Source organism: Sphingobacteruim zhuxiongii (assembly GCF_009557615.1).
Taxonomy (GTDB): domain Bacteria; phylum Bacteroidota; class Bacteroidia; order Sphingobacteriales; family Sphingobacteriaceae; genus Sphingobacterium; species Sphingobacterium zhuxiongii.
Genome location: NZ_CP045652.1, coordinates 4,203,383 through 4,226,657 on the forward strand (window position 1 = coordinate 4,203,383; position 23,275 = coordinate 4,226,657).

A 23,275-nucleotide genomic window follows, 5' to 3' on the forward strand; every position below is an offset into this window, starting at 1 on the left:
AACAGATGGATTCAATTTCAACATTATTAATTGTTGTTGTTGTATTGGCCATTGCATTTGATTACATCAACGGTTTTCACGATGCAGCCAATTCAATTGCAACGATTGTTTCTACGAAAGTATTAACGCCTTTTATGGCAGTACTATGGGCAGCCATATTCAACTTCGTAGCCTACTTCGTCTTCACTGACCACAAAGTCGCAAACACCATTGCAAAGACGGTCATTGAAGAATATATCACCCTCGAGGTTATATTCGCCGGTTTAGTTGCCGCAATTTCTTGGAACCTATTCACTTGGTATTACGGTATCCCTTCTAGCTCTAGCCACACATTAATTGGTGGTTTCGCGGGATCGGGTATGGCATATGCTGTGTTTATGGGTACTAACCCGATTGAGGCAATCAACATAAACGCGACATTAAAGATATTATCATTTATCGTTCTTGCGCCAATAATCGGTATGACGATCGCGATTATCATTACTCTTATTATCATTAATATTTGTAAAAAATCGAGACCCAGTATCGCTGAGAAGTGGTTTAAGATTCTACAGTTAATCTCATCCGCAGGATTGAGTTTTGCTCATGGAGGTAATGACGCTCAAAAGGTAATGGGTATTATTGCGACAGCATTGATCGCTGAAAACGTAATACCGAATTTTGAAGCCATGCCAGGATGGGTACCTCTTGCATGTTACGCTGCAATCGCAGCAGGAACAATGAGTGGTGGCTGGAAAATCGTTAAAACGATGGGAACAAAGATTACTAAAGTGACTCCGCTAGAAGGCGTGAGTGCGGAAACAGCGGGAGCGATTACTCTAGGTATTACAGAGCATTTTGGAATCCCTGCTTCTACTACACACACCATAACTGGTTCCATAATCGGGGTTGGTGTTGTAAAGCGCGTGTCGGCTGTTCGCTGGGGTGTAACGATCAGTTTGCTATGGGCATGGATTCTAACAATCCCTGTCAGTGCATTATTAGGCGGGCTTACATTAGCGGTTATTCATTACATCCTGTAGTAAATTACGTACATCGCAATGCATTTTATTGTTAAATAATAAAGATTTAACAAAAAATTTGCGTGCTATGTTGTTTATAAGTATTTTTACGCGTCAAAAGCCGGGTTTTAAATGTACAAAATCAGGATTTTACCAAGTTAACATTTTTTGGCATCGTTATTGTTAAGTTTTGTTAAATTGATTTTACAACTAGAAACAATTAAAAATTTTAATAACCTTAAAAAAAAGAGTATGAACTATTCTACAATTAAAAAAACAGCTGTTGCAGCTTCTTTAGTAGCCGCTTTAGGTTTCGCAGAGACTGCACAAGCACAAACCCCAACTGTATTTGGTGGTAGATCACAATACAGAACTTGGTCAATCGGTGTTCAAGGTGGTATCACTACGCCTAACACAATTTTAGGTGGACAAAATGGTTTTGGACAAAAGGTTGGTTACTTCCAAAATAAAGTTGGAGAGTACTACGGATTAACAATTCGTAAACAATTTTCTCACTTATTCGGTTTAGAACTAGAAGGTAACCGTGGTCGTATTAAAACTTACAACCATGAATTAGCTGCTAATGGTGGTGTTGAGAACAGTCTTTTAGCGAAATCTGCTGAAACATCAGTAAACTGGGCTGCTAGCTTAAATGGTGTATTCCAATTAGGTACTATCGACTTCATGAGAAGAGAAAATGCAGTTAACTTCTACGCTAAAGTTGGTTTAGGTGTTATGGCTCATAACCCAGTTCAATTCTCGAACAACGACTTCACAGGTACAGAAGTATATAACAACGAAGGTCAATGGGGTGAAGAAGTATTCGGAGATCGTGAAGCTACTGGTGACCGTGATAACCGTTTAACTGGATTTATTCCTGTAGGTGTTGGTGTTAAATTTAAATTATCTGAAGTTGTTGCCTTGAACTTAGGTTACACAATGAACTTCACTGATGATAACTTGTTGTACGGTCCAGTACGTTACGATGGAAAACAAAAATTCTCTAACGTATACGGTGGTTTAGAATTCACTTTAGGTTCACGCGATAAAGAAAGCTTAACTTTCACAAACCCAGTTGCTACTTTATATGATGAATTGAAAGATCCTTCATTACGTAACGAAGTTGAAGCATTGAAACAACGCGTATCTACTTTAGAAGGTACAGTTGATCAATTAAGCAAAGACTCTGATGGTGACGGTGTATCTGATAAATTTGATAAATGTCCAGGAACTCCTGCTGGTACAGTAGTTGATGGTTCAGGATGTCCTATCAAATTCCCAGAAGCACAACAATTGACTGAAAGTGGTTCAGGTTACTTCGCTCCAATTCAATTCGAATTCGATAGCTCAGTATTGAAAACTGAATCTTACGCAACTTTAGATAAATTAGCTAAAGATTTACGTGATAACAATTCATCTGTAACTTTAGATGGTTATGCATCAGCAGAAGGTACTGAAGCTTACAACTTAAACTTATCTAAAGACCGTGCAAATGCAGTAAAACAATACTTAGTTAACGCTGGAGTATCTGCATCAAGCATTACAGCTAACGGAAATGGTGAGGCTAACCCAGTAGCATCTAATGATACTGAAGAAGGTCGCGTTCAAAACCGTCGTGTTGAGATCAAAAAATAATTGTAAAAGCAATTATTAGATAATATGGAAAGCCGATCCTTTGGGATCGGCTTTCCTATTTTACACACACTTTACATTATTTAGTTTACCTTTGCGCGTGACCTTAGTCTAATAATGTGGATATGTTGAAAATAAATTAAGCTTCAAAACTTAAAAAACATTATTTTCATCATTGAATAGAGACATTAGGTTGAATAATATAAAGAGAGGAGAATAATGGAAGAAGATTTTGAATTTGGATCACCAGAAGAACAAAAAGTTTCTGTCGATCGTTATGAAGAAATGCTGCGGAATGAGGATCAATATTTTTTCGACGCGAAGGCATTTGAAAGCATCATCGACTATTATATCACTAAGAATGATCCAATAAAAGCCTTACAAGTAGTAGAATTTGCGGCGGCACAACATCCTTTTGAAACCATGTTTCTTTTAAAGAAGGCGCAGCTGCTCGCAAGCACTATGCAATTTGAGCAAGCTTTAGAATCTTTATCAAAAGCCGAACTACTGGAACCTTCCGAATCGGATATCTATTTGATTAGAGGCACAATTCTATCATCATTACAAGATCATAGTCTTGCTGAAGAGAACTTCTTCAAAGCATTAGAACTAAGTGATAGTCCCGATGAAATCTACTATCAAATAGCAGGCCTCTACCAAATGCAGGGTTCTTATCAAAAAGCAATTGACTATTTACAAAAATGTCTTGCTTTAAATCATGAAAATCATGATGCATTGTATGAGATCGCCTTCTGTTATGATGTATTGGAGAAACAGGAAGAGAGCGTTGCTTTCTATAATAAATACATTGACTCGGATCCATACTCTTACACTGCTTGGTATAATTTAGGTAATGCATATCATAAGCTAGAGCAATTTGACGCAGCCATAGATGCGTATGATTATTCTATTTTAATTAAGGAAAACTACTCATCAGCTTACTTTAACAAAGGGAATGCCCTGGTTAATTTAGACCGCTATCAAGAAGCAATTGATGTATATAAACAGACATTTGAGTATGAACCTGCAACGGCCGATACGAATTGTGCGATTGGAGAGTGCTACGAGAAGCTTGAACGTATGGACGAAGCTCGTCAATATTATAAAAAAGCTGTCAAATTAGATGCAAATCAAAGTGACGCATGGTTCGGCATTGGAGTAACCCTAGATTTTGAAGAACGGTATTTCGAGTCTTTACATTTCTATAAGAAAGCATTGGAGATAGATGATGAAAATCCTGATTATTGGTTTGCGATAGCTGATGCACGATATAAATTAAAACAATTCGACGAGTCGCTGGAGGCTTATTCAAAAGTCGTTGAACTGAATAGCACCGATATCGAAGCATGGTTAGATTATTCTTCACTATTATATGAACAGTCTAAGCTTAATGAGGCGATAGAAGTAATCTATGAAGCGATCAAATGTAATCCCGATGAGGCCTTACTATATTATCGATTAGTCGCCTATTTATTTGCAGCAGGTCAATACAATGAAGCTTTGAATTTCCTAGAAATGGCATTGCATAATAATCCCGACAAACACCATATCTTATTCGAATATCTACCCCAATTACAAGGAAATAAGGTGATTATCGATATCATAAAAAAATTCACAGAGAAATAATGAGGAAACTAGGGTTAATAGGATATCCCCTGGGACATTCCTTTTCCAAAAAATATTATCAAGAGAAGTTCGAAACAGAAAATATTGAGGGTATAGATTATGATCTATACCCTATTTCTAAAATAGAAGAATTCCCCAGTTTATATCAGAACGACAAGGAGTTCTATGGTGTAAATGTAACTATACCATATAAACAGAGTGTCATTCCTTATCTTGATGAACTTTCCCCGGAAGCGAAATCAATTGGTGCTGTCAATTGCATTCAAATTAAACAATGTGAGAATGACCAACCAAAACTTATCGGATACAATACTGATGTAATCGGTTTCATGAATTCATTGGAGCCCATTTTAAATAGTAACCATAGTAAAGCACTAATATTCGGAAATGGTGGAGCAACTAAAGCGGTTTGTTACGCTTTAGAAAAGCTAAACATCGAGTTTAAAGTTGTTAGCCGTACGAAGTCAGAAGACACAATTTCTTATCCTGAACTTACAGAAGAAATAATAAGAGATCATAAATTACTAGTCAATTGCAGTCCTGTAGGAACTGCTCCAAATATAGACGCATGCCCCGACATTCCTTATGAAGGAATTAGTGATAAACATCTCCTTTACGATTTGATTTATAATCCAGAAATAACACTTTTTCTTAAAAAGGGAAAAGAGAGAGGTGCATCAATTAAGAATGGCTATGAAATGCTGGTGTTACAAGCTGAGCAAAACTGGATAATTTGGAATCAATAAAATATATTCTGCTTTTATCTATCACCGTACTAATCTTTAGTTGCGGAAAACAAGATTATAGCCCTAAACCAAAAGGGTTTTATCGAATTAATTTACCGGAGAAATCCTATCGAAAGGCAGCTTTAAATTGTCCATATGAATTAGAGATACCGGACTATGCTAAGCTAGCTAATGACGAAAAAAATAATAAAAATAGATGCTGGAATAACATTGAGTTTCCCCAATTTAATGCGACTCTACATCTTAGTTATTTTCCAATAGATTCTAAAGCTACTTTCCAACAACTCTCGGAAGATGCAAGAACATTTGCATTTAAACATACTCCAAAAGCAACCGCTATAGATCAGTCGACGATTAGTATCCCTGCCCATGATGTTTACGGAATACAGTATTTAATCGGAGGAAATACAGCGTCAAACTATCAATTTTTTATTTCTGACAGCAGTAAACACTACCTCCGCGGAGCTCTTTATTTCAATGAGAAACCCCATCTCGACTCCATACAACCTGTTCTCGACTTTTTAAAAGCTGATATAAAACACTTAATTCATAGTGTAAAATGGAAATAATGTCTATTTTTGAGCATGTTGCAGATAAAGACCTTTGTATTTAATCCCTATCAGGAAAATACCTACTTAATCATAGATGAGCACAAAAACTGTCTTATCGTTGATCCAGGTATGCACAATTATATCGAAGAAAAACAATTTTCAGATTATATTGAAACGGAAGGGTTAACACCAATCGCTTTGGTAAATACCCATGGACATATAGATCATGTCTTGGGAAATAAATATGTAGCAGAAACATATGGATTGACTCCACAATTTCACGAAGGAGAGCTCCCTCTTATTATTCAAGTACAAAACTATGCTCCTCAGATGGGGATACGTTACGAACCTTCACCAATACCTGAAACTTTCTTAACAGAACAGGATACATTAACAATTGGAGATGAAACCATACGTTTTATATTAGCTCCCGGTCATTCCCCAGCACACTTATGTTTATACAGTGAAAAATATAAATTTTTAATTGGAGGCGATGTGTTATTCCGTGGAAGTATCGGACGAACAGACTTACCTGGAGGCAATCACCAACAGCTACTAGATAGTATTGCTAATAAAATATACACACTTCCCGAAGATATTATCGTATATCCAGGACACGGTCCTTCTACTACAATCAAAGAGGAAAAATTAAGTAATCCATTTATCAGAGGGTAAGTTCATGAGATTAGCACTTTTTTTCGCAAAACGCTATCTATTTTCGAAGAAATCAGTTAATGCTATCAACATTATTTCATCGATTAGTGTTGTCGGTGTTTTAGTAAGCACTGCTGCACTAGTTATCGTATTATCCTTCTACAATGGTTTGGAAAAGTTTATTCTTTCCCAATACAGCATCTTTTCTCCAGAACTGAGGATAGAACCGGCGAAAGGAAAAGTCTTCTCGACTTCCAATGAAACGTTCAAAACCCTTCGATCCAATCCAAAAATACAATCTTATACAGAAGTCCTAGAGGATAAGATATTAGCAGAGTATAATCATCAGCAATTTATTGGACGTATTAAAGGAATTGAACCCGAAAGTATACATCGACATGCTTCTCAAGAGATGCTCTTCGCGGGGCAACTAGATGTTCGAATCGACAGTGCGAATTACGCTATTCTAGGCGCTCAAGTGCAAGCTAACCTCCAAGTACCACTTCAGGGTAACGAAAACTACTTAACGCTTCATATACCCGATAAAAACGCGTCTGCTACAAGTATTAATCCCCTTGATGAGATTAGGACAAGAACAATCGCGTCAAGTGCAATCTTAAAATTCCAACCAGGTTTCGATGATCTTATCTTAGTGCCTATTGACTTCGCTAAAGATCTATTGAATGAGTACAATAGCATTTCCGCCATCGAACTATTTGGAGCAAACGATAATTCGAAAACACTTCAAAACGAAATACAAACACTTATCGGAAAAGACTATATCGTCAAAAACCGGGAACAACAAAATCCAACACTTTATAAAACCGTTCGATCAGAAAAGTGGATTGTGTTCTTTATTATAACCATAATTGGAATAATAGCCATATTTAACATTATTGGATCATTAACGATGCTAGTCATAGACAAAAAGCAAGATATGGTCGTTTTAAATAGCCTAGGAGCCAATAGAACATTGATTCAAAACATCTTTTTCTACCAGGGAGTATTAATTGCTCTTATCGGAAGTGTCGTTGGTGGAACGTTAGGCCTAATATTTTGTGTTTTGCAAGAGAAATATGGATTTGTACAGACTAATGAGGGATCGCTATTTGACGCATACCCTGTAGACGTTCGATACTATGACATCGTAATCATCTTTCTAACGGTATTACTCGTGTCCATCATAGTTTCCTATGTGGCATCAAAATTAAGTATCAAAGGATTTAAGAAAATTGAAGAACTAGATTCTAACTAGTATTTGAGGCGTTCGCGACTAAAGTCCCCTCTTTTGATTTGATTAATCAGCTGTCCCCAAGCAAAAGGATTCAGCAATGGATTTGCAAAATTCTGGTTAATGGCTTTATTTGACATATTGATATGCCTTTGGAAATTATTATAAGCCTGAATCTCATCGGCACTTCTTGGAACAATCTTAGATAATGCTGCTAAGGCCTGCGGAGACAAGTTTCGTTGAGCAGAAAGAATATCATCAGCACCGACATTTAGCGCCAGAAACTCTCGATTAAATTCCTCAATACTTGCCCATGGCAAGGGACGCCCAATTGTGACAACTGGGAGCTCTTTTACCAATGGCGTCAACTCTATATTTAACGTGTATTTATCGGTTGAAGTTTGAGGGATAGTAATAGCCAACGTGGCATATCCAATTGAAGAAAGCTCAATAATATCTCCTGTACGTACGACAAAAGTGAAATAGCCTTCATGATTCGCAGAATAGGTTTCATTGCCAAAAGAAGTGTTCCTAAGCGTTACGTAAGGCACAGCGACGTCGGTACTTACGGCAGAAATAATTCCAGAAAATTGCACAATACGCTTCTCCTGTGCAAATGTAGTCATACATAAACACAGCAAAACGCATACAGATAAAATTTTCAGATATAAATTCATTTACTCACAAAACTAATGAAAACGAATTATAGACGCTGTTAAATTGTGTTAACGGCATCTATCATTTTAATTACAATTGATTCGGAGTAATTGCATTAGGGTCATTAATATCCGTCAAGTTGATTGCTTCGACAGAAACGATCTCTGGAACTGCCTTTTTAATCGCCTGTTCCAATCCCGCTTTAAATGTCATTATGCTCATCGAGCAACTCGCACAGGTTCCAAGCAACTTCAATTTGACTACATTGTCAGGTGTAATTTCCTCGATAGAAACGTTTCCACCATCAGTTTCCAAATAAGGTCTGATAGACTCCAGTGCCTGCTCTACTCTCTCTAATAAGGTCATTTTAATATTTTTAATAGAATTTAATAGTAAATATAGTTATTTTTTCAACAAATGTAGTTTACGCCTCGTAATTCAACAATCCACTGACTTTGCCTGATTCTTAGTTAAAGATTGTTAAAAGCATGATAACAAAGCTTCTTCTCCATAGAATTCAACTATTTTAGCACCAAAATATAATTGAAAATTAGTATTAATTGACGTATCTTTGTGAGATGTTTTTAAAGAATCATGTATTTAGCCTAATTGTCGGCGCTTCATTGCTATTTGTTTTTGGAAGCTGCAAAAGCAAATTCGAAAAACTACGTGCCAGCAATAATATACAAATGAAATATCAAGAAGCTATTAAATACTACGAGAAAGAGAAGTATTCAAAAGCCTTGACTTTATTTGAAGATTTGTTAACGCGTTATCGAGGTACTGCGGATGCAGAAGACCTTGCTTATTATACTGCTTATGCAAGTTATAGGCTAAAAGACTATATTTCTGCGAGATACCATTTCAAACAATTTGCTCAAAATTACCCGAACAGTCAACGTGCAGAAGAATGTCGATTCATGTCTGCTTATTGTTTCTACCTAGACTCTCCGAGATCAAATTTAGACCAAGAAAACACACGTAAGGCGATAGAAGAGCTTCAATTATTCGTGAATCTATATCCTGAATCTGATCGTGCTAAAGAAGCATCCGAACTTATTCAGACTTTACGCGATAAATTGGAAAAGAAAGCATTTGACAATGCAAAATTGTATTATAATATGGGGCTTCCAGATGATTACCGTGCAGCGGTAATTGCATTGGAGAATGTTCTAAAACAATACCCAGACACGAAGCATGCGGAAGATGTTGAGTATCTATTAATCAAATCACAGTACTTGTTTGCTGATAATAGCTATGCGCATCGTCAGGAAGAGCGATTTAACCAAATGCTTGACTACTTTGAGAGCTTTTCTGAGCACTTCCCTGAAAGTAAATACGGCAGCGAATTAAAAGGATTAAGATCTAGTGCTGAACGCAAAATTTCTTTAGCAATCAAACGTGTTGAGGAAGACAAGAAATTGAGAAAACAACAAGAAGAAGAATTAGGTATATCTACTTCAACAAGCGGACAAGCTTCCTCCGAGGAAAATAAAGAGAAGAATTAATTATCTTTGTAAATAATATCATTTTAAATATGAGCCAGAATAAAACTTCAGTTGCAAATAGTACGGTAACACGAGATTTAAGAGAGTTGGATAAAGGAACTGATAACTTATACGAGTCAATCGTAGTAATCAGCAAACGTGCTAACCAAATTTCTGTCGATATCAAGGAAGAATTGAACCAAAAGCTTTCTGAGTTTGCAAGTAGCAATGACAATTTGGAAGAGGTATTTGAAAACCGTGAGCAAATTGAAATCTCTAAACACTACGAACGTATGCCAAAACCATCGTTAGTAGCGATTGACGAGTTTTTACATGATAAAGTATACTTTAGAAACCCATCTAAAGAGCAAGAATAGGTTTATACCATGTCCTTGCAAGGAAAACATATTGTAATTGGCGTAAGCGGCAGTATTGCCGCTTATAAAATTGCAAGTCTAATTAGACTTCTACGCAAGGAAAATGCTTCTGTACAGGTTATCATGACCGAAGAAGCTTGTTCATTTATCACTCCACTTACGCTTTCAACATTATCCAATAACCCCGTTTTTGTAGATTACTACAACAAAACAACAGGGGAATGGAATAATCATGTCCATATTGCAGAATCTGCAGACCTTATCCTAATCGCACCTGCGACCGCTAATACAATTGCTAAATGTGCACAAGGTCTATGTGATAATTTGTTATTAGCGACTTATCTATCTGCGAAAGGTGTTGTATACTTCGCCCCGGCAATGGACTTAGATATGTGGAAACATCCCGCCGTACAACATAACATCGATCTTCTAAAGCAATTCGGAAATCAAGTTATTCCCCCAGGAAAAGGAGAGCTTGCGAGCGGTTTGGTTGGCGAAGGACGCTTAGCAGAACCTGAGGAGATATTGCACTTTATTAAGAACAATTTAGGGCAGTCAAAACCTCTAAAAGGCAAAAAAGCATTGGTTTCCGCTGGGCCAACACATGAAGCTATTGATCCGGTTCGTTTCATTGGAAATCATTCAAGTGGTAAGATGGGTTTTGCAATTGCAGAGAAACTAAATGCTCTTGGAGCTGATGTAACTCTAGTAAGTGGACCAACATCCCTTGCAACCCCAATAGGCGTCAACAGGATCGATATTACCTCAGCAAAACAATTGTTAGATGTCTGTATCGATGAGTTTCCTAATTCTGATATTACGGTAATGAGTGCCGCTGTTGCTGATTATACCCCAGAAGAAGTCGCAACACAAAAGATTAAAAAGAAAGAGGATCATTTCTCAATCGCTTTAAAAAAGACAACAGATATCCTAGCGACATTGGGGCAATTGAAGAAAGACGACCAACTGTTGGTTGGCTTCGCCTTAGAAACGAACAATGAAATTGAAAACGCAAAAGATAAGCTTAAGCGAAAAAATCTAGATTTCATTGTCTTAAACTCCATGCAAGACAAAGGAGCAGGATTCGCTCACGACACAAATAAGGTAACTGTAATAGATCAAACAGGCGAAATTATTCATTTCGATCTTAAATCGAAAGACGCCGTTGCTACAGATCTTTGTGACATAATCGCAAGTCAAATACAAAGCAAATAATTCAATCTATAAATTTGCTATCCTAACCTCTTTAGGGTAATAGTTATTTATTCTATTTCCTAAAACTTTAATCCATCCAATAGCTAAACCTTTATATTTGATAATGCACCATCCCTTTTTAACTTGATCAAATACATCAAGAGGGATCGATTCTTTTCTCAAATAATCTCTAGCCAGATCTAGATTCAATTCTATCGCGTTAATCTCTCCAGATAAATGAATGCTCAATGCCAAGTCATGGCTCGGAACCAATTCCTTCCCTAACCACTTTCCCACAGCTGTGCCCGCATTCTTCAAATACAATACTTGTTGAAATGCTTTTATTGCCAATTCATGTTCCTTTGAAGAGATATGTATAGTATCGTGATGAACTAGTGTTGCAAAACGATCCGAATCCTTCACCCAAGATGTTAAGGCATTTTTAGGAACGGGTGACTTTTCAACCTTCAGTTTCTTCAATGAAAAGGTAGGTTGAACCTGCTTCATTTTCAAGATCGCAACAAAAAAGCCCTCTCCTTTCACTTTATGCGGATAAAAACGATAACCAGTTGCCTGATGTCTTAATGACAAAGTCGTTTCAATACCCCAAGACGGATCTAAGGAAACATTCACTGATTCCATTTCAAACTCATCTGAAAGCCAATCTAATATCATTTCATTTTCCTCTTCGGAATATGAACATGTTGAATATATCAAATAACCGTTCGTCTTCAACGAAACCAAAGCCTCCGACAATATTCGTTGTTGCCGTTCGCTGCACAACTTCACGTTCCCTTCAGACCACTCATCTATCGCATCCTCGTCCTTCCTAAACATACCAGACCCTGAACAAGGGGCATCAATTAGCATCAAATCAAAGAATCCAGGTAAGCGATTAAAAGCAGACGGATCATTATTGCTCACCACTGTATTAGCGGTCCCCCAGCGCATTAAATTTTCTTGAAGGACAATTGACCTGCTTTTGATGATTTCATTCGAGAGAAGCAAGCTATCCTCGTGCAAAAAGGAATTTAACAAAGTAGACTTCCCTCCAGGAGCTGCGCAGACATCAACAGCCATAATTGCCTCCTTATTTAGCTCTAATTCTTCTATAATATGCGCAATAAACATGGAAGATGCCTCTTGAACATAATAAGCGCCGGCATGAAATAATGGATCAAGCGTGAATTGTGGCCTAGCAGGTAAATAGTAACCCTTATCACACCAACCAACCCCCTCAGAAAGATAAAAATCCAATTCAATAGGTTTGAATGGATTTATCCGAATAGTAGTGATCTGACTTCTATCTTCATGTACCGCTATAAAAGCGTCGTTGTCGAAGGTGGGATTTTGACTAAGTCGTTTAATAAGGGAATTCGGAAGGAAATTACTCATGCTTTGCTAATAAATCTGCGTAAATTTACGGAAATTGTCTTTTTTCAAAACAACAATGAGAAATTTTAAGAAATATTATGTTATACCGGCGAGTCCAGAAGAGATATACCGAGCATTAACAACAGAAATAACGATTCGATTATGGACTGGTGATTTAGTGGAAATAGATCCACAGGTTGGTGGCGAATTCTCATTGTGGGATGGCGCCATACAAGGTAAATTCATTAGCCTTGAACCCTTTGAAAAGATTGTACAAGAATGGTACTTTGGAGAACAAGAGGAACAATCTATTGTGACCATAAAACTCCACGAACATAAAAAGGGAACATCCTTTGAAGTCAATCATGTCAATATCCCCGACGAAGCATTCGATGAAATTGCCGACGGATGGACTGATACTTATGTAGGTTCTCTACTAGAATTCTACGAAGAAGACGAAATAAGCTAAGTTTAGATGTTAGATATTAGACAAATGTCGATCTCTAAATACAGTTGACCGTTTTTATACTTTTCTTATCTATAATGCAATTATAGTTGAAAGTGGTTTAGGAGATAGCATTCTCTTAAACCACTTTTTTTTTAAAACTCCATGGGACTATTCGTCCTAGGGAATCGTGGTTCCTTATCTTATTCTACTGTGCTACTGCCTATTTACATGGAAGACATTAGATGTTAGATATTAGACCTATGTTTTCGACATCTTTAAATAAGAAAAACATCTACTCTCTACTATCTTAGATTTTAGATATAAGATATCAGACATTAGACCGATGAATCAACATCTCCACTAGACAGATACCAGCAATCACGCCCTACATCTTATATCTAATGTCTTATATCTAATGTCTAACATCTAATATCTATAACACAAAAAAGCTCGTCATCTTTCGATAACGAGCTTTTCGTATAAAAATAGGCGCCGACCTACTCTCCCACCTGTTACGGCAATACCATCGGCTCTGGCGGGCTTAACTTCTCTGTTCGGAATGGGAAGAGGTGGACACCGCCGATATAGGCACCTGAATATCTTTATGTTCTATACTTGATTGTTCAAGTACAGTAACAATGACATGTTATTGAAAGAAAAGATTCAAAAAGAGAGAGGACAACAGACTATCTGCATTGGAAAGCTTCGGGCTATTAGTATCACTTGGCTTTGGTCTTTCAACCTTTACACCTATGACCTATCAACGTCGTCATCTACAACGACCCTATAAGGAAGTCTCATCTCGTGGCTAGTTTCGCACTTAGATGCTTTCAGCGCTTATCTATCCCGGACGTAGCTACCCTGCCGTACACCTGGCGGCATAACAGGTTCACCAGCGGTCCGTCCAACCCGGTCCTCTCGTACTAAGGTCAGATCCACTCAAACTTCCAACGCCCACAACAGATAGGGACCGAACTGTCTCGCGACGTTCTGAACCCAGCTCGCGTGCCACTTTAATGGGCGAACAGCCCAACCCTTGGGACCTTCTCCAGCCCCAGGATGTGACGAGCCGACATCGAGGTGCCAAACCTCCCCGTCGATATGAGCTCTTGGGGGAGATCAGCCTGTTATCCCCAGAGTACCTTTTATCCTTTGAGCGATGGCCCTTCCATACAGAACCACCGGATCACTATGTCCGTCTTTCGACCCTGGTCGACTTGTTGGTCTCACAGTCAAGCAAGCTTATGCCATTGCACTCCTCGTACGGTTACCAAGCGTACTGAGCTTACCTTTGAAAGCCTCCGTTACCTTTTTGGAGGCGACCACCCCAGTCAAACTACCCACCAAACAATGTCTCCCGCAATGCGGGATTAGAAACCGAATACAGAAAGGGCGGTATTTCAAGGTTGTATCCACGATTCCTAGCGAAACCGCTTCACATACTCCCGCCTATCCTACACATCCTGTACCCAATTTCAATGTTAAGCTATAGTGAAGGTTCATGGGGTCTTTCCGTCCCGTTGCGGGTAATCGGCGTCTTCACCGATACCACAATTTCACCGAGCTCATGGCTGAGACAGCGCCCAGATCGTTACACCATTCGTGCAGGTCGGAACTTACCCGACAAGGAATTTCGCTACCTTAGGACCGTTATAGTTACGGCCGCCGTTTACTGGGGCTTCGATTCAATGCTTCTCCTTGCGGATGACATCCCCTCTTAACCTTCCAGCACCGGGCAGGTGTCAGGCCTTATACTTCATCTTTCGATTTCGCAAAGCCATATGTTTTTGCTAAACAGTCGCCTGGGCCTTTTCACTGCGGCTTCTCCATCGCTGGAGGAAGCGCCCCTTCTCCCGAAGTTACAGGGCCATTTTGCCGAGTTCCTTAGCCATGATTCACTCGAGCACCTTAGGATTCTCTCCTCGACCACCTGTGTCGGTTTGCGGTACGGGTATTAATAACCTGAAGCTTAGCGGGTTTTCTTGGAAGTCTGCTTACCTGCACTATCAGCGCCCCCGAGGGTTTGCTGTACTATCAGATTTCAGCTAGACCGGCGGATTTGCCTACCAGTCCAATACCTACGTCCTTCAACGAACTATTCCGTCAGTTCGCGGCAGTGTCACTACTCCGTCACCACATCGCAGTTATTAATAGTACGGGAATATTAACCCGTTGTCCATCGGCAATCTCCTTTCGGATAAGCCTTAGGCCCCGACTAACCCTGATCCGATTAGCGTTGATCAGGAAACCTGGGTCTTTCGGTGGGCGGGTTTCTCACCCGCCTTATCGTTACTTATGCCTACATTTGCTTTTCTATAAAGTCCACCACAAGTCACCTTGCGGATTCACCCCCTATAGAATGCTCCCCTACCAGTACAATAAATTGTAATCCATAGCTTCGGTAGTAATCTTGATGCCCGTTTATTATCCACGCCCGGTCGCTCGACTAGTGAGCTGTTACGCACTCTTTAAATGAATGGCTGCTTCCAAGCCAACATCCTAGCTGTCTGGGCAACCGGACCTCGTTAGTTCAACTTAGACTACATTTTGGGACCTTAGCTGATGGTCTGGGTTCTTTCCCTCTCGGCCTTGGACCTTAGCACCCAAAGCCTCACTGCCGGCCATATCTAACAGCATTCGGAGTTCGTCTGGATTTGGTAGGATTTGACTCCCCCGCACCCAATCGGTAGCTCTACCTCTGCTAGACTCAATGCCGACGCTGTTCCTAAAAACATTTCGGGGAGTACGAGCTATTTCCCAGTTTGATTGGCCTTTCACCCCTACCCTCAGGTCATCCGGAAACTTTTCAACGTTTATCGGTTCGGTCCTCCAGTACATGTTACTGCACCTTCAACCTGCCCAAGGGTAGATCACAAGGTTTCGCGTCTACCTCATCCGACTATGCGCCCTATTCAGACTCGCTTTCGCTTCGGCTCCTTGACTTAATCAATTAACCTTGCCGGACAAGAGTAACTCGTAGGCTCATTATGCAAAAGGCACGCCGTCACAGAACTTGTCTGCTCCGACCGCTTGTAAGCACACGGTTTCAGGTTCTTTTCACTCCTCTGTTCGAGGTTCTTTTCACCTTTCCCTCACGGTACTGGTTCACTATCGGTCTCTCAGGAGTATTTAGCCTTACCAGATGGTGCTGGCAGATTCCCACAGGATTTCTCCGGTCCCGCGGTACTCAGGATACCACTATGTCTGTATTCTTTACCTGTACGGGGCTATCACCCATATCGCGCAGTTTCCCACCTGCTTCCAGTTCATAGCACAGTACAATATCGTGGTCCTACAACCCCCATATTGCCGTAACAATATAGGTTTGGGCTCTTTCCCGTTCGCTCGCCACTACTTGGGAAATCATTATTATTTTCTCCTCCTACGCTTACTTAGATGTTTCAGTTCGGCGCGTTCGCGTATTATACAATATACCTTCAGTATATTAGGTTGCCCCATTCGGAAATCTACGGATCAATTCGCATTTGCCAATCCCCGTAGCTTATCGCAGCTTATCACGTCCTTCATCGCCTCTGAGAGCCTAGGCATCCCCCGTGTGCCCTTATTTACTTTCTTCACACTATCACCCCTTTTGCTAAGTGATAGGTTGCTTTTGCTTGTTCTACAAGTAGAACAAACTTCTGTTGTCTTCTCTTGTGTCTCTTTTCTTTCAATATGTCAAAGAACTCTTTGTCTTCATTAGTGATTCAGATCTTAGTAGTTAGATATTAGATATTGTATGTCTTATAGACACTCTATCTAATCCCTCTTTGCTAAACACCCTCATCTTTGATGACTCGTGGAGAATAACGGATTCGAACCGTTGACCCCCTGCGTGCAAGGCAGGTGCTCTAGCCAGCTGAGCTAATTCCCCGTCCGTGTGTTGATGGTAGTCCCGAGCAGATTTGAACTGCTGACCCCTACATTATCAGTGTAGTGCTCTAACCAACTGAGCTACGGGACTAGCTTATCTTTCTCATCTTCTCTAGGACCTCATCCCAACCTTACGGTGGGTGGGTACTTTCTTCTAATGTGTTTCTCTTTTTTCTTTTAAACGATCAATTGTGGCGCAGACGAGCCGGAATCAGGCTCTAGAAAGGAGGTATTCCAGCCGCACCTTCCGGTACGGCTACCTTGTTACGACTTAGCCCCAATTACCGGTTTTACCCTAACACGCTCCTTGCGGTTACATGCTTTAGGTACCCCCAGCTTTCATGGCTTGACGGGCGGTGTGTACAAGGCCCGGGAACGTATTCACCGCGTCATTGCTGATACGCGATTACTAGCGAATCCAACTTCACGGGGTCGAGTTGCAGACCCCGATCCGAACTGTGAATGGCTTTTCGAGATTGGCATCATATTGCTATGTAGCTGCCCGCTGTACCATCCATTGTAGCACGTGTGTAGCCCCGGACGTAAGGGCCATGATGACTTGACGTCGTCCCCGCCTTCCTCTCTGCTTGCGCAGGCAGTCTGTTTAGAGTCCCCACCTTAAATGCTGGCAACTAAACATAGGGGTTGCGCTCGTTGCGGGACTTAACCCAACACCTCACGGCACGAGCTGACGACAGCCATGCAGCACCTAGTTTCCTGTCCCGAAGGACGGATGCGTCTCTGCATCCTTCAGTAACTTTCAAGCCCGGGTAAGGTTCCTCGCGTATCATCGAATTAAACCACATGCTCCTCCGCTTGTGCGGGCCCCCGTCAATTCCTTTGAGTTTCACTCTTGCGAGCGTACTCCCCAGGTGGATAACTTAACGCTTTCGCTTGGACGCTTACTGTATATCGCAAACATCGAGTTATCATCGTTTAGGGCGTGGACTACCAGGGTATCTAATCCTGTTTGATCCCCACGCTTTCGTGCATCAGCGTCAATAACGGCTTAGACAGCTGCCTTCGCAATCGGTGTTCTGAGACATATCTATGCATTTCACCGCTACTTGTCTCATTCCGCCGTCTTCATCCGCATTCAAGCACTTCAGTATCAAAGGCACTGCGACAGTTAAGCTGCCGTCTTTCACCACTGACTTAAAGTGCCGCCTACGCACCCTTTAAACCCAATAAATCCGGATAACGCTTGGATCCTCCGTATTACCGCGGCTGCTGGCACGGAGTTAGCCGATCCTTATTCTTCGAGTACATTCAGCTATCTACACGTAGATAGGTTTATTCCTCGATAAAAGCAGTTTACAACCCATAGGGCAGTCATCCTGCACGCGGCATGGCTGGTTCAGACTTGCGTCCATTGACCAATATTCCTTACTGCTGCCTCCCGTAGGAGTCTGGTCCGTGTCTCAGTACCAGTGTGGGGGATTCTCCTCTCAGAGCCCCTAGACATCGTTGCCTTGGTGAGCCGTTACCTCACCAACTAGCTAATGTCACGCGAGCCCATCCATATCCTATAAATATTTAACTACTAAATGATGCCATTCTGTAGTATTATGCGGTGTTAATCCGAATTTCTTCGGGCTATCCCCCTGATATGGGTAGGTTGCTCACGCGTTACGCACCCGTGCGCCACTCTCACCAAATGATAGCAAGCTACCATCTGGATCCCGTTCAACTTGCATGTATTAGGCCTGCCGCTAGCGTTCATCCTGAGCCAGGATCAAACTCTCCATTGTAAAATGAAGTGTAAGATCAAGACTATTTATAAAAAATAGAATTGTCTTTGTATTAATATCTGTTTCCCTGGTTCCGATCTGGTTGAATTGATTTAAAAAAATCTTCTTGTTTCAACTTTCGACTTTCGTCTACTCGCTGCGCTACTTGATCATTATTTCTTAAAGAACTTATCGCTTCCGCATCTCGCTTCTGCTTTTTCTATGTTGTCTGGTGAACGAATTCACTCTTCAAACTTTCATTTTTTGTCGGTGTCAAGCCTTGCGCTTTCCGCCGTTCCCCGTAGTTGGGACTGCAAAGGTAGAAGGTTTTTTTTAATCTGCAAAATTTATTTTAAAATATTTTTTGAGCTTTTTTTAAGTCACATTTTCTAAAGAATAATACCCTAAAATTTGTCTACTTACCTTCCCGATGTCATGGTTGTTTTAACCGTCCCTCCCTTGCGGAGTGGTGCAAAGATAGGGACTTTAATCCCATACTTCCAAGACCTAGCAACGAATATTTTTTAGGCTTTTGCGTAACTCGCTATAGATGTGATGGATAAATTTGAATAAAAGGCCTAAAGGAAAGGGATAATCGGACAGAAACAGCCGTTTTGGATACCTAAAGGCGGATTAGTAGCGCTGTTGTCGCTAAGACTTGTATCCAGCTTTTGCTAACAGAAATTAGTTAAAATAGCCGCAAGATTGTTTTCAGGGTCTTAAAAATAAGGGTTGCATGATCGTTAAGGAGGCTAAAAAAGTAAAAGAATATTGCATCGTCGATAAAAAATCGTCCCATTCTCTTCTATAAAACATCCCCTACCCGCTTAAGGATTACAAAAATTAGTAGCTAAAAGCAGAGGTTCAGTAAAACTCAGCCACAGCTCAAGCCTTGAAAATAATCGAAATTGGGTTAAGCTAGGGGTAAGCTAGGCCTAAGGTAGGCTTGAGCTTTATCCTATATCCTATTATAAGCAAACAGAGATTTCAAAAAAATGAAAAAATATTTTGTATTTACGAAAACCTTCGTACATTTGATTACGAAATGATTCGTAGATTAAAGTAAAGAAAATATGAAACCGACAGATAGCGAAATGGAAATTCTACAAGTACTTTGGAAAAAAGGACAGTCTAGTGTCCGCGAGGTATTCGAATCTCTAGAGAAGAAAGACGTTGGCTATACCACAATTCTAAAACTAATGCAGATTATGCATGACAAGGGATTGGTGGAAAGAGACACATCGTCGAAAACACACCTATATATAGCAAAGATTAGTAAAGAGGATACCCAACATCAGTTCCTTGACAAAATGATCGACACCGTATATAATGGTTCAACGTCTCGTTTGGTTATGCAGGCACTAGGCAACGAACGCACCAGCCAAAAAGAAATTGATGAAATAAAGGCCTTTTTACAAAACCTTGAAAATAATTAACCATGGAAAGCTTGATCTATAAAACCATCACAGCCATTGGCTGGAGTATGCTTCACTCGTTGTGGCTTGGAGCTATATTCTATATTCTAATATGTATTAGCATGATGGCCCTCCCAAAAATGCATGCGCGAGGCAAACATAATCTAGCCTTCATTTCTCAAATACTATTGACTATCGCATTTGGCTGTTCCTTTATGTACTATTACCAGATCCCATTTGAGCAGACAGACAGTTTACCGATCAATATGGAAAATATGGCAAGACATATTGGCTATATACCAGACAATAGTTTTCGTCTTGAAACACTGTTCCCTTACTTGTTTGCAATTTATATTATTGGAATTGTGTTGCAAACTACGTTACTCATCAACAGTTTCATTAAGCTCCGTCGAATTAAATACAAAAGCCTACACGGAAGTCCGACAGCATGGCAAGCTAAATTTGAAAAAGCGAAAGCAATATTAAATATACAGGGCTATGTGCCGTTATTCTTATCGGAACGGATTAGCGTACCGATAACAATCGGGTTTCTAAAACCTGTGGTCTTATTTCCCTTCGCCTTTGCTAATATGATGGATATCGCGCAAGTGGAAGCTATTCTATTACACGAACTAGCACATATCAAGAGAAAAGACTATTTACTGAATTTAATAAAGGTTACCATAGAGACCCTCCTATTCTTTAATCCATTCGTATGGGCTATTTCCAAAATTATGGAACGCGAACGCGAACACGCCTGTGACGACATGGTTTTAGAACATGTAGAGAAGCCTATTACATACGCACATGCATTAGTTGAATTAGAAACCTTGCGTCTGGGAAACGCGCATCCATTGAGCATGGCAGCAACCGGAAGAAACAGTTTATTTAAACGTATTAAAAGAATCACCAAAATGGAAACAAATTACATTAGCGTTAAGCAACAACTTATTGCCCTACTTATTAGTTCTGTTGCTTTAGTTGGAATCGCTTGGCTGGTTCCGACAAATGAGGCGAAGGCAGAAGCCTCTACCACACAAACATTATTAACTGCTCCTCGAGCATTAAGTGCATTGCCAGCTTTAGAACTTCAGCAAGACACGACCAAAAAGAAGAAAACCACTCGAAACATCGTTTCTTCAAATGGCGTAATTGAGTCACCAGAGTTGCCAGCGGAAGTGCAAGCGCATTTGAACGCCTTGACTGCCGAATCGAAAACCGTTAGCGAATACTTTAACTCACCAGAGTGGAAGAAACAAATGGAATCCATCCAATCACAATCCAGTTCAATCAATGAGTATTTCAACTCACCTGAATGGAAGCAGAAAATAGCTTCCATGAACGAAGATATTCAAGCACAATTCAATTCACCAGAATGGAAAGAGAAGATTAAGAAGATGTCAAACTCAGGTGAAGAAATCAGTAAGTATTATGAGTCCAAGGAATGGAAGGACAAAATGAAGAATATCGAAGAAAAGAGTAAAGAAGTTGAAGCCTACTTTAACTCGCCTGAATGGCAGAACAAAATTGCGAAAATAGAAAAAGATGCCTCAAATGTTGAACAGTATTTCAATTCGCCACAGTGGAAAGAGAAGATTAAGAAGATTGAAGAACATGGTAAAGAAATCGAGAAATACTTTGACTCACCAAAATGGAAAGCGAAGGTAAAAGCTGAAGAGGAGTTTCGTAGTAGTCCGGAGTTTAAAGAAATTGAAAAGAGACATCAAGAGGATGTAGATGCGCTCCGGAAGAAGAAAGACACACAAGTACAATAATGATCCTCGCCCGAGGATATCAAATAAACAGTTCGTTGTTTAGTTTAGTTTAGTCAGGAGCCGCACAAGGCTCCTTTTTTGTTATTATCATTTCCTAAAACGCGACGAGAATTCTTCTAACCGATTTAATAATTTTTGTATCATTGTATGCAAAAATAGCTGGCATTATATGGATTTCATATATTTTATTGACCTTCTAGGAACGATGGTTTTTGCTATATCGGGTGCGATGGCTGCGAACCGCAAGGGTATTGATGTTTTTGGCGCGACCTTTATGGGTTTTGTGACAGCCATTGGTGGCGGATCGCTGCGGGACTTATTTCTCAATATACGACCTGTCTGGGTCGAAGACGATAATTACTTGATTGCAATCTTTATTGGTGTTGCGATTTCCATCTTGTTTAATAGGAGATTAGATAGCTTTGCTCGAACACTCTTTCTTTTCGATGCGATCGGTATTGGATTTTTCACGATCGTTGGGGCTCAAAAGTCGCTGAGTTATGAAAGTAGTGCAATAGCGGCCGTGATGTTTGGGATGTTCTCCGCAAGTATGGGTGGAGTGATTCGCGATACATTAATGAATGAAACGCCCTTAATCCTTCGAAAAGAAATATACGCCTCAGCCTGTTTAGCTGGCGCTATTTGTTACGTTTTGCTACGAATGACCCCAATCCCTGAAAATTTAAATGCATTTATCAGTGCAAGCCTAGTCTTTATCATACGATTCCTGTCGGTAAAATATAATCTTTCTTTGCCGTCAGTTCCTATGGTCGATACGACTCAACAGAAATAAGAATCCTTTCGTCATTCTACAAAACGAAAAAAGGAAGTGTTCCAATAGGAGCAACCCTTCCTTTTTCCTATTCATCCATCCTGTAAATGGAATATGCGTTTATCTCCCCTTTTTCATCAATGGAAATGACATCTTATAGGATACGCGAACTTGCCCTTTTGATATGTTGTCTAGTTTCCCTTTCAACATAGCCTTTTTTAATGGACTTAATTTATCGATAAAGAGCTTTCCTTCAATATGGTCATATTCATGTTGAACAACTCGGGCAGCAAGGCCTGTTAGCTCTTCCTCTTGTTCTTGAAAATTCTCGTCCAGATAATTAATAATCACATTTTCTGGACGCATGACCTCTTCGTTAATATGCGGGATACTCAAGCATCCCTCACTGAAAGCCCATTTTTTTCCAGACTCTTCCACCAGAATTGGGTTTATGAATACTCGTTTAAAGTCTTTTGCTGTTGGATCCCCTGGTCCGTCTTCATCATCTTCTCCAAAAGGAGAAGCATCGATTACAAATAAGCGGATCGGCAAGCCAACTTGTGGAGCGGCAATACCTACACCATTTGCCGCATACATTGTTTCAAACATATTGGCAATTGTTTCTTTTAATTTTGGATAATCCTCATCAATCTCCTCGGTTTTCTTTCTCAAAACCGGATCTCCATAGGCAACTATAGGTAACTTCATTTGAATATTTTTACGGTACAAAGT

18 protein-coding genes, 2 tRNA genes and 3 rRNA genes are annotated in these 23,275 nt (G+C 40.1%); 14 read left to right on the forward strand and 9 right to left on the reverse strand.

From position 1 onward, the window contains the following. The first annotated feature begins 5 nt into the window (after nt 1–5). The 7 genes from GFH32_RS17685 (at nt 6) to GFH32_RS17715 (ending at nt 7,465) form a co-directional block, all read left to right on the forward strand. A complete protein-coding gene (locus tag GFH32_RS17685) occupies nt 6–1,022 on the forward strand; it encodes an inorganic phosphate transporter (protein WP_153512866.1) in 1,017 nt (338 codons plus the stop codon). 231 nt (nt 1,023–1,253) lie between these two features. Continuing rightward, nucleotides 1,254–2,636 (forward strand): OmpA family protein, encoded by a 1,383-nt coding sequence (locus tag GFH32_RS17690; protein WP_153512867.1) that lies wholly within the window; start codon nt 1,254–1,256, stop codon nt 2,634–2,636. A 216-nt stretch (nt 2,637–2,852) separates the two neighbouring features. Next, the gene (locus tag GFH32_RS17695; RefSeq protein ID WP_153512868.1) at nt 2,853–4,259 is read left to right on the forward strand and encodes a tetratricopeptide repeat protein; all 1,407 of its coding nucleotides are present in this window, start codon (nt 2,853–2,855) and stop codon (nt 4,257–4,259) included. Then, the gene (locus GFH32_RS17700; RefSeq protein WP_153512869.1) at nt 4,259–5,005 is read left to right on the forward strand and encodes a shikimate dehydrogenase family protein; all 747 of its coding nucleotides are present in this window, start codon (nt 4,259–4,261) and stop codon (nt 5,003–5,005) included. The genes GFH32_RS17695 and GFH32_RS17700 overlap by 1 nt, the downstream gene beginning before the upstream one ends. Then, on the forward strand, nt 4,993–5,574 hold the full coding sequence (gldD, locus tag GFH32_RS17705; protein WP_202111285.1) for a gliding motility lipoprotein GldD: 582 nt from the start codon (nt 4,993–4,995) through the stop codon (nt 5,572–5,574). Before GFH32_RS17700 ends, gldD begins: the two co-directional genes overlap by 13 nt. A gap of 15 nt (nt 5,575–5,589) precedes the next feature. After that, nucleotides 5,590–6,231 carry an MBL fold metallo-hydrolase gene (locus tag GFH32_RS17710; protein ID WP_153512870.1) on the forward strand — a complete coding sequence of 214 codons (642 nt, stop codon included), beginning with the start codon at nt 5,590–5,592 and terminating at the stop codon, nt 6,229–6,231. Nucleotides 6,232–6,235: 4 nt separating this feature from the next. Further along, the gene (locus GFH32_RS17715) at nt 6,236–7,465 is read left to right on the forward strand and encodes an FtsX-like permease family protein (protein ID WP_153512871.1); all 1,230 of its coding nucleotides are present in this window, start codon (nt 6,236–6,238) and stop codon (nt 7,463–7,465) included. On the opposite strand, the gene GFH32_RS17720 is transcribed toward GFH32_RS17715, so the two are convergent. Both GFH32_RS17720 and GFH32_RS17725 read right to left on the reverse strand, forming a co-directional pair. Beyond that, nucleotides 7,462–8,067, reverse strand: a complete 606-nt coding sequence (locus tag GFH32_RS17720; protein ID WP_228384167.1) for a hypothetical protein — start codon at nt 8,065–8,067, stop codon at nt 7,462–7,464. The genes GFH32_RS17715 and GFH32_RS17720 overlap by 4 nt on opposite strands. Before the next feature lie 121 nt (nt 8,068–8,188). Continuing rightward, on the reverse strand, nt 8,189–8,464 hold the full coding sequence (locus tag GFH32_RS17725; RefSeq protein WP_153512873.1) for a NifU family protein: 276 nt from the start codon (nt 8,462–8,464) through the stop codon (nt 8,189–8,191). A gap of 212 nt (nt 8,465–8,676) precedes the next feature. Between GFH32_RS17725 and GFH32_RS17730 the strand changes: the two genes are divergently transcribed. Genes GFH32_RS17730 through coaBC form a run of 3 tightly spaced genes read left to right on the forward strand, consistent with a single transcriptional unit; the run spans nt 8,677 to nt 11,177 of the window. Beyond that, nucleotides 8,677–9,606 (forward strand): outer membrane protein assembly factor BamD, encoded by a 930-nt coding sequence (locus tag GFH32_RS17730; RefSeq protein ID WP_153512874.1) that lies wholly within the window; start codon nt 8,677–8,679, stop codon nt 9,604–9,606. 29 nt (nt 9,607–9,635) lie between these two features. Then, a complete protein-coding gene (locus GFH32_RS17735) occupies nt 9,636–9,962 on the forward strand; it encodes a DNA-directed RNA polymerase subunit omega (RefSeq protein ID WP_153512875.1) in 327 nt (108 codons plus the stop codon). A 9-nt stretch (nt 9,963–9,971) separates the two neighbouring features. Continuing rightward, entirely contained in the window at nt 9,972–11,177 is a 1,206-nt protein-coding gene (coaBC, locus tag GFH32_RS17740) for a bifunctional phosphopantothenoylcysteine decarboxylase/phosphopantothenate--cysteine ligase CoaBC (RefSeq protein ID WP_153512876.1), read from the forward strand. A 6-nt stretch (nt 11,178–11,183) separates the two neighbouring features. On the opposite strand, the gene GFH32_RS17745 is transcribed toward coaBC, so the two are convergent. Beyond that, a complete protein-coding gene (locus tag GFH32_RS17745; protein ID WP_153512877.1) occupies nt 11,184–12,551 on the reverse strand; it encodes a methyltransferase RsmF C-terminal domain-like protein in 1,368 nt (455 codons plus the stop codon). Nucleotides 12,552–12,606: 55 nt separating this feature from the next. Here GFH32_RS17745 and GFH32_RS17750 point away from each other — a divergent pair, with 55 nt between their 5' ends. Continuing rightward, nucleotides 12,607–12,999 (forward strand): SRPBCC domain-containing protein, encoded by a 393-nt coding sequence (locus GFH32_RS17750; RefSeq protein WP_153512878.1) that lies wholly within the window; start codon nt 12,607–12,609, stop codon nt 12,997–12,999. A gap of 463 nt (nt 13,000–13,462) precedes the next feature. Here the strand turns inward: GFH32_RS17750 and rrf are convergent. The 5 genes from rrf to GFH32_RS17775 form a co-directional block, all read right to left on the reverse strand. Continuing rightward, a 5S ribosomal RNA gene (rrf, locus tag GFH32_RS17755) occupies nt 13,463–13,574 on the reverse strand. Nucleotides 13,575–13,672: 98 nt separating this feature from the next. Next, nucleotides 13,673–16,554, reverse strand: a 23S ribosomal RNA gene (locus GFH32_RS17760). A gap of 224 nt (nt 16,555–16,778) precedes the next feature. Then, nucleotides 16,779–16,852, reverse strand: a tRNA-Ala gene (locus GFH32_RS17765). A 13-nt stretch (nt 16,853–16,865) separates the two neighbouring features. Further along, nucleotides 16,866–16,942 (reverse strand) — tRNA-Ile (locus tag GFH32_RS17770). Between the two features lie 131 nt (nt 16,943–17,073). Beyond that, a 16S ribosomal RNA gene (locus tag GFH32_RS17775) occupies nt 17,074–18,602 on the reverse strand. Together the 16S, 23S and 5S rRNA genes with 2 tRNA genes alongside form the textbook arrangement of a ribosomal RNA operon. Nucleotides 18,603–19,654: 1,052 nt before the next feature. On the opposite strand from GFH32_RS17775, the gene GFH32_RS17780 reads away from it, so the two are divergent. From GFH32_RS17780 to GFH32_RS17790, 3 genes are all read left to right on the forward strand, one after another. Then, nucleotides 19,655–20,017 (forward strand): BlaI/MecI/CopY family transcriptional regulator, encoded by a 363-nt coding sequence (locus GFH32_RS17780; protein ID WP_153512879.1) that lies wholly within the window; start codon nt 19,655–19,657, stop codon nt 20,015–20,017. A 2-nt stretch (nt 20,018–20,019) separates the two neighbouring features. Next, nucleotides 20,020–21,771, forward strand: a complete 1,752-nt coding sequence (locus GFH32_RS17785; RefSeq protein ID WP_153512880.1) for a M56 family metallopeptidase — start codon at nt 20,020–20,022, stop codon at nt 21,769–21,771. A 169-nt stretch (nt 21,772–21,940) separates the two neighbouring features. Beyond that, on the forward strand, nt 21,941–22,564 hold the full coding sequence (locus GFH32_RS17790) for a trimeric intracellular cation channel family protein (RefSeq protein WP_153512881.1): 624 nt from the start codon (nt 21,941–21,943) through the stop codon (nt 22,562–22,564). A 99-nt stretch (nt 22,565–22,663) separates the two neighbouring features. Here the strand turns inward: GFH32_RS17790 and def are convergent, their stop codons facing one another. After that, complete coding sequence (gene def / locus GFH32_RS17795; RefSeq protein WP_153512882.1) at nt 22,664–23,251, reverse strand: peptide deformylase; 588 nt, start codon at nt 23,249–23,251, stop codon at nt 22,664–22,666. Nucleotides 23,252–23,275: the final 24 nt, after the last annotated feature.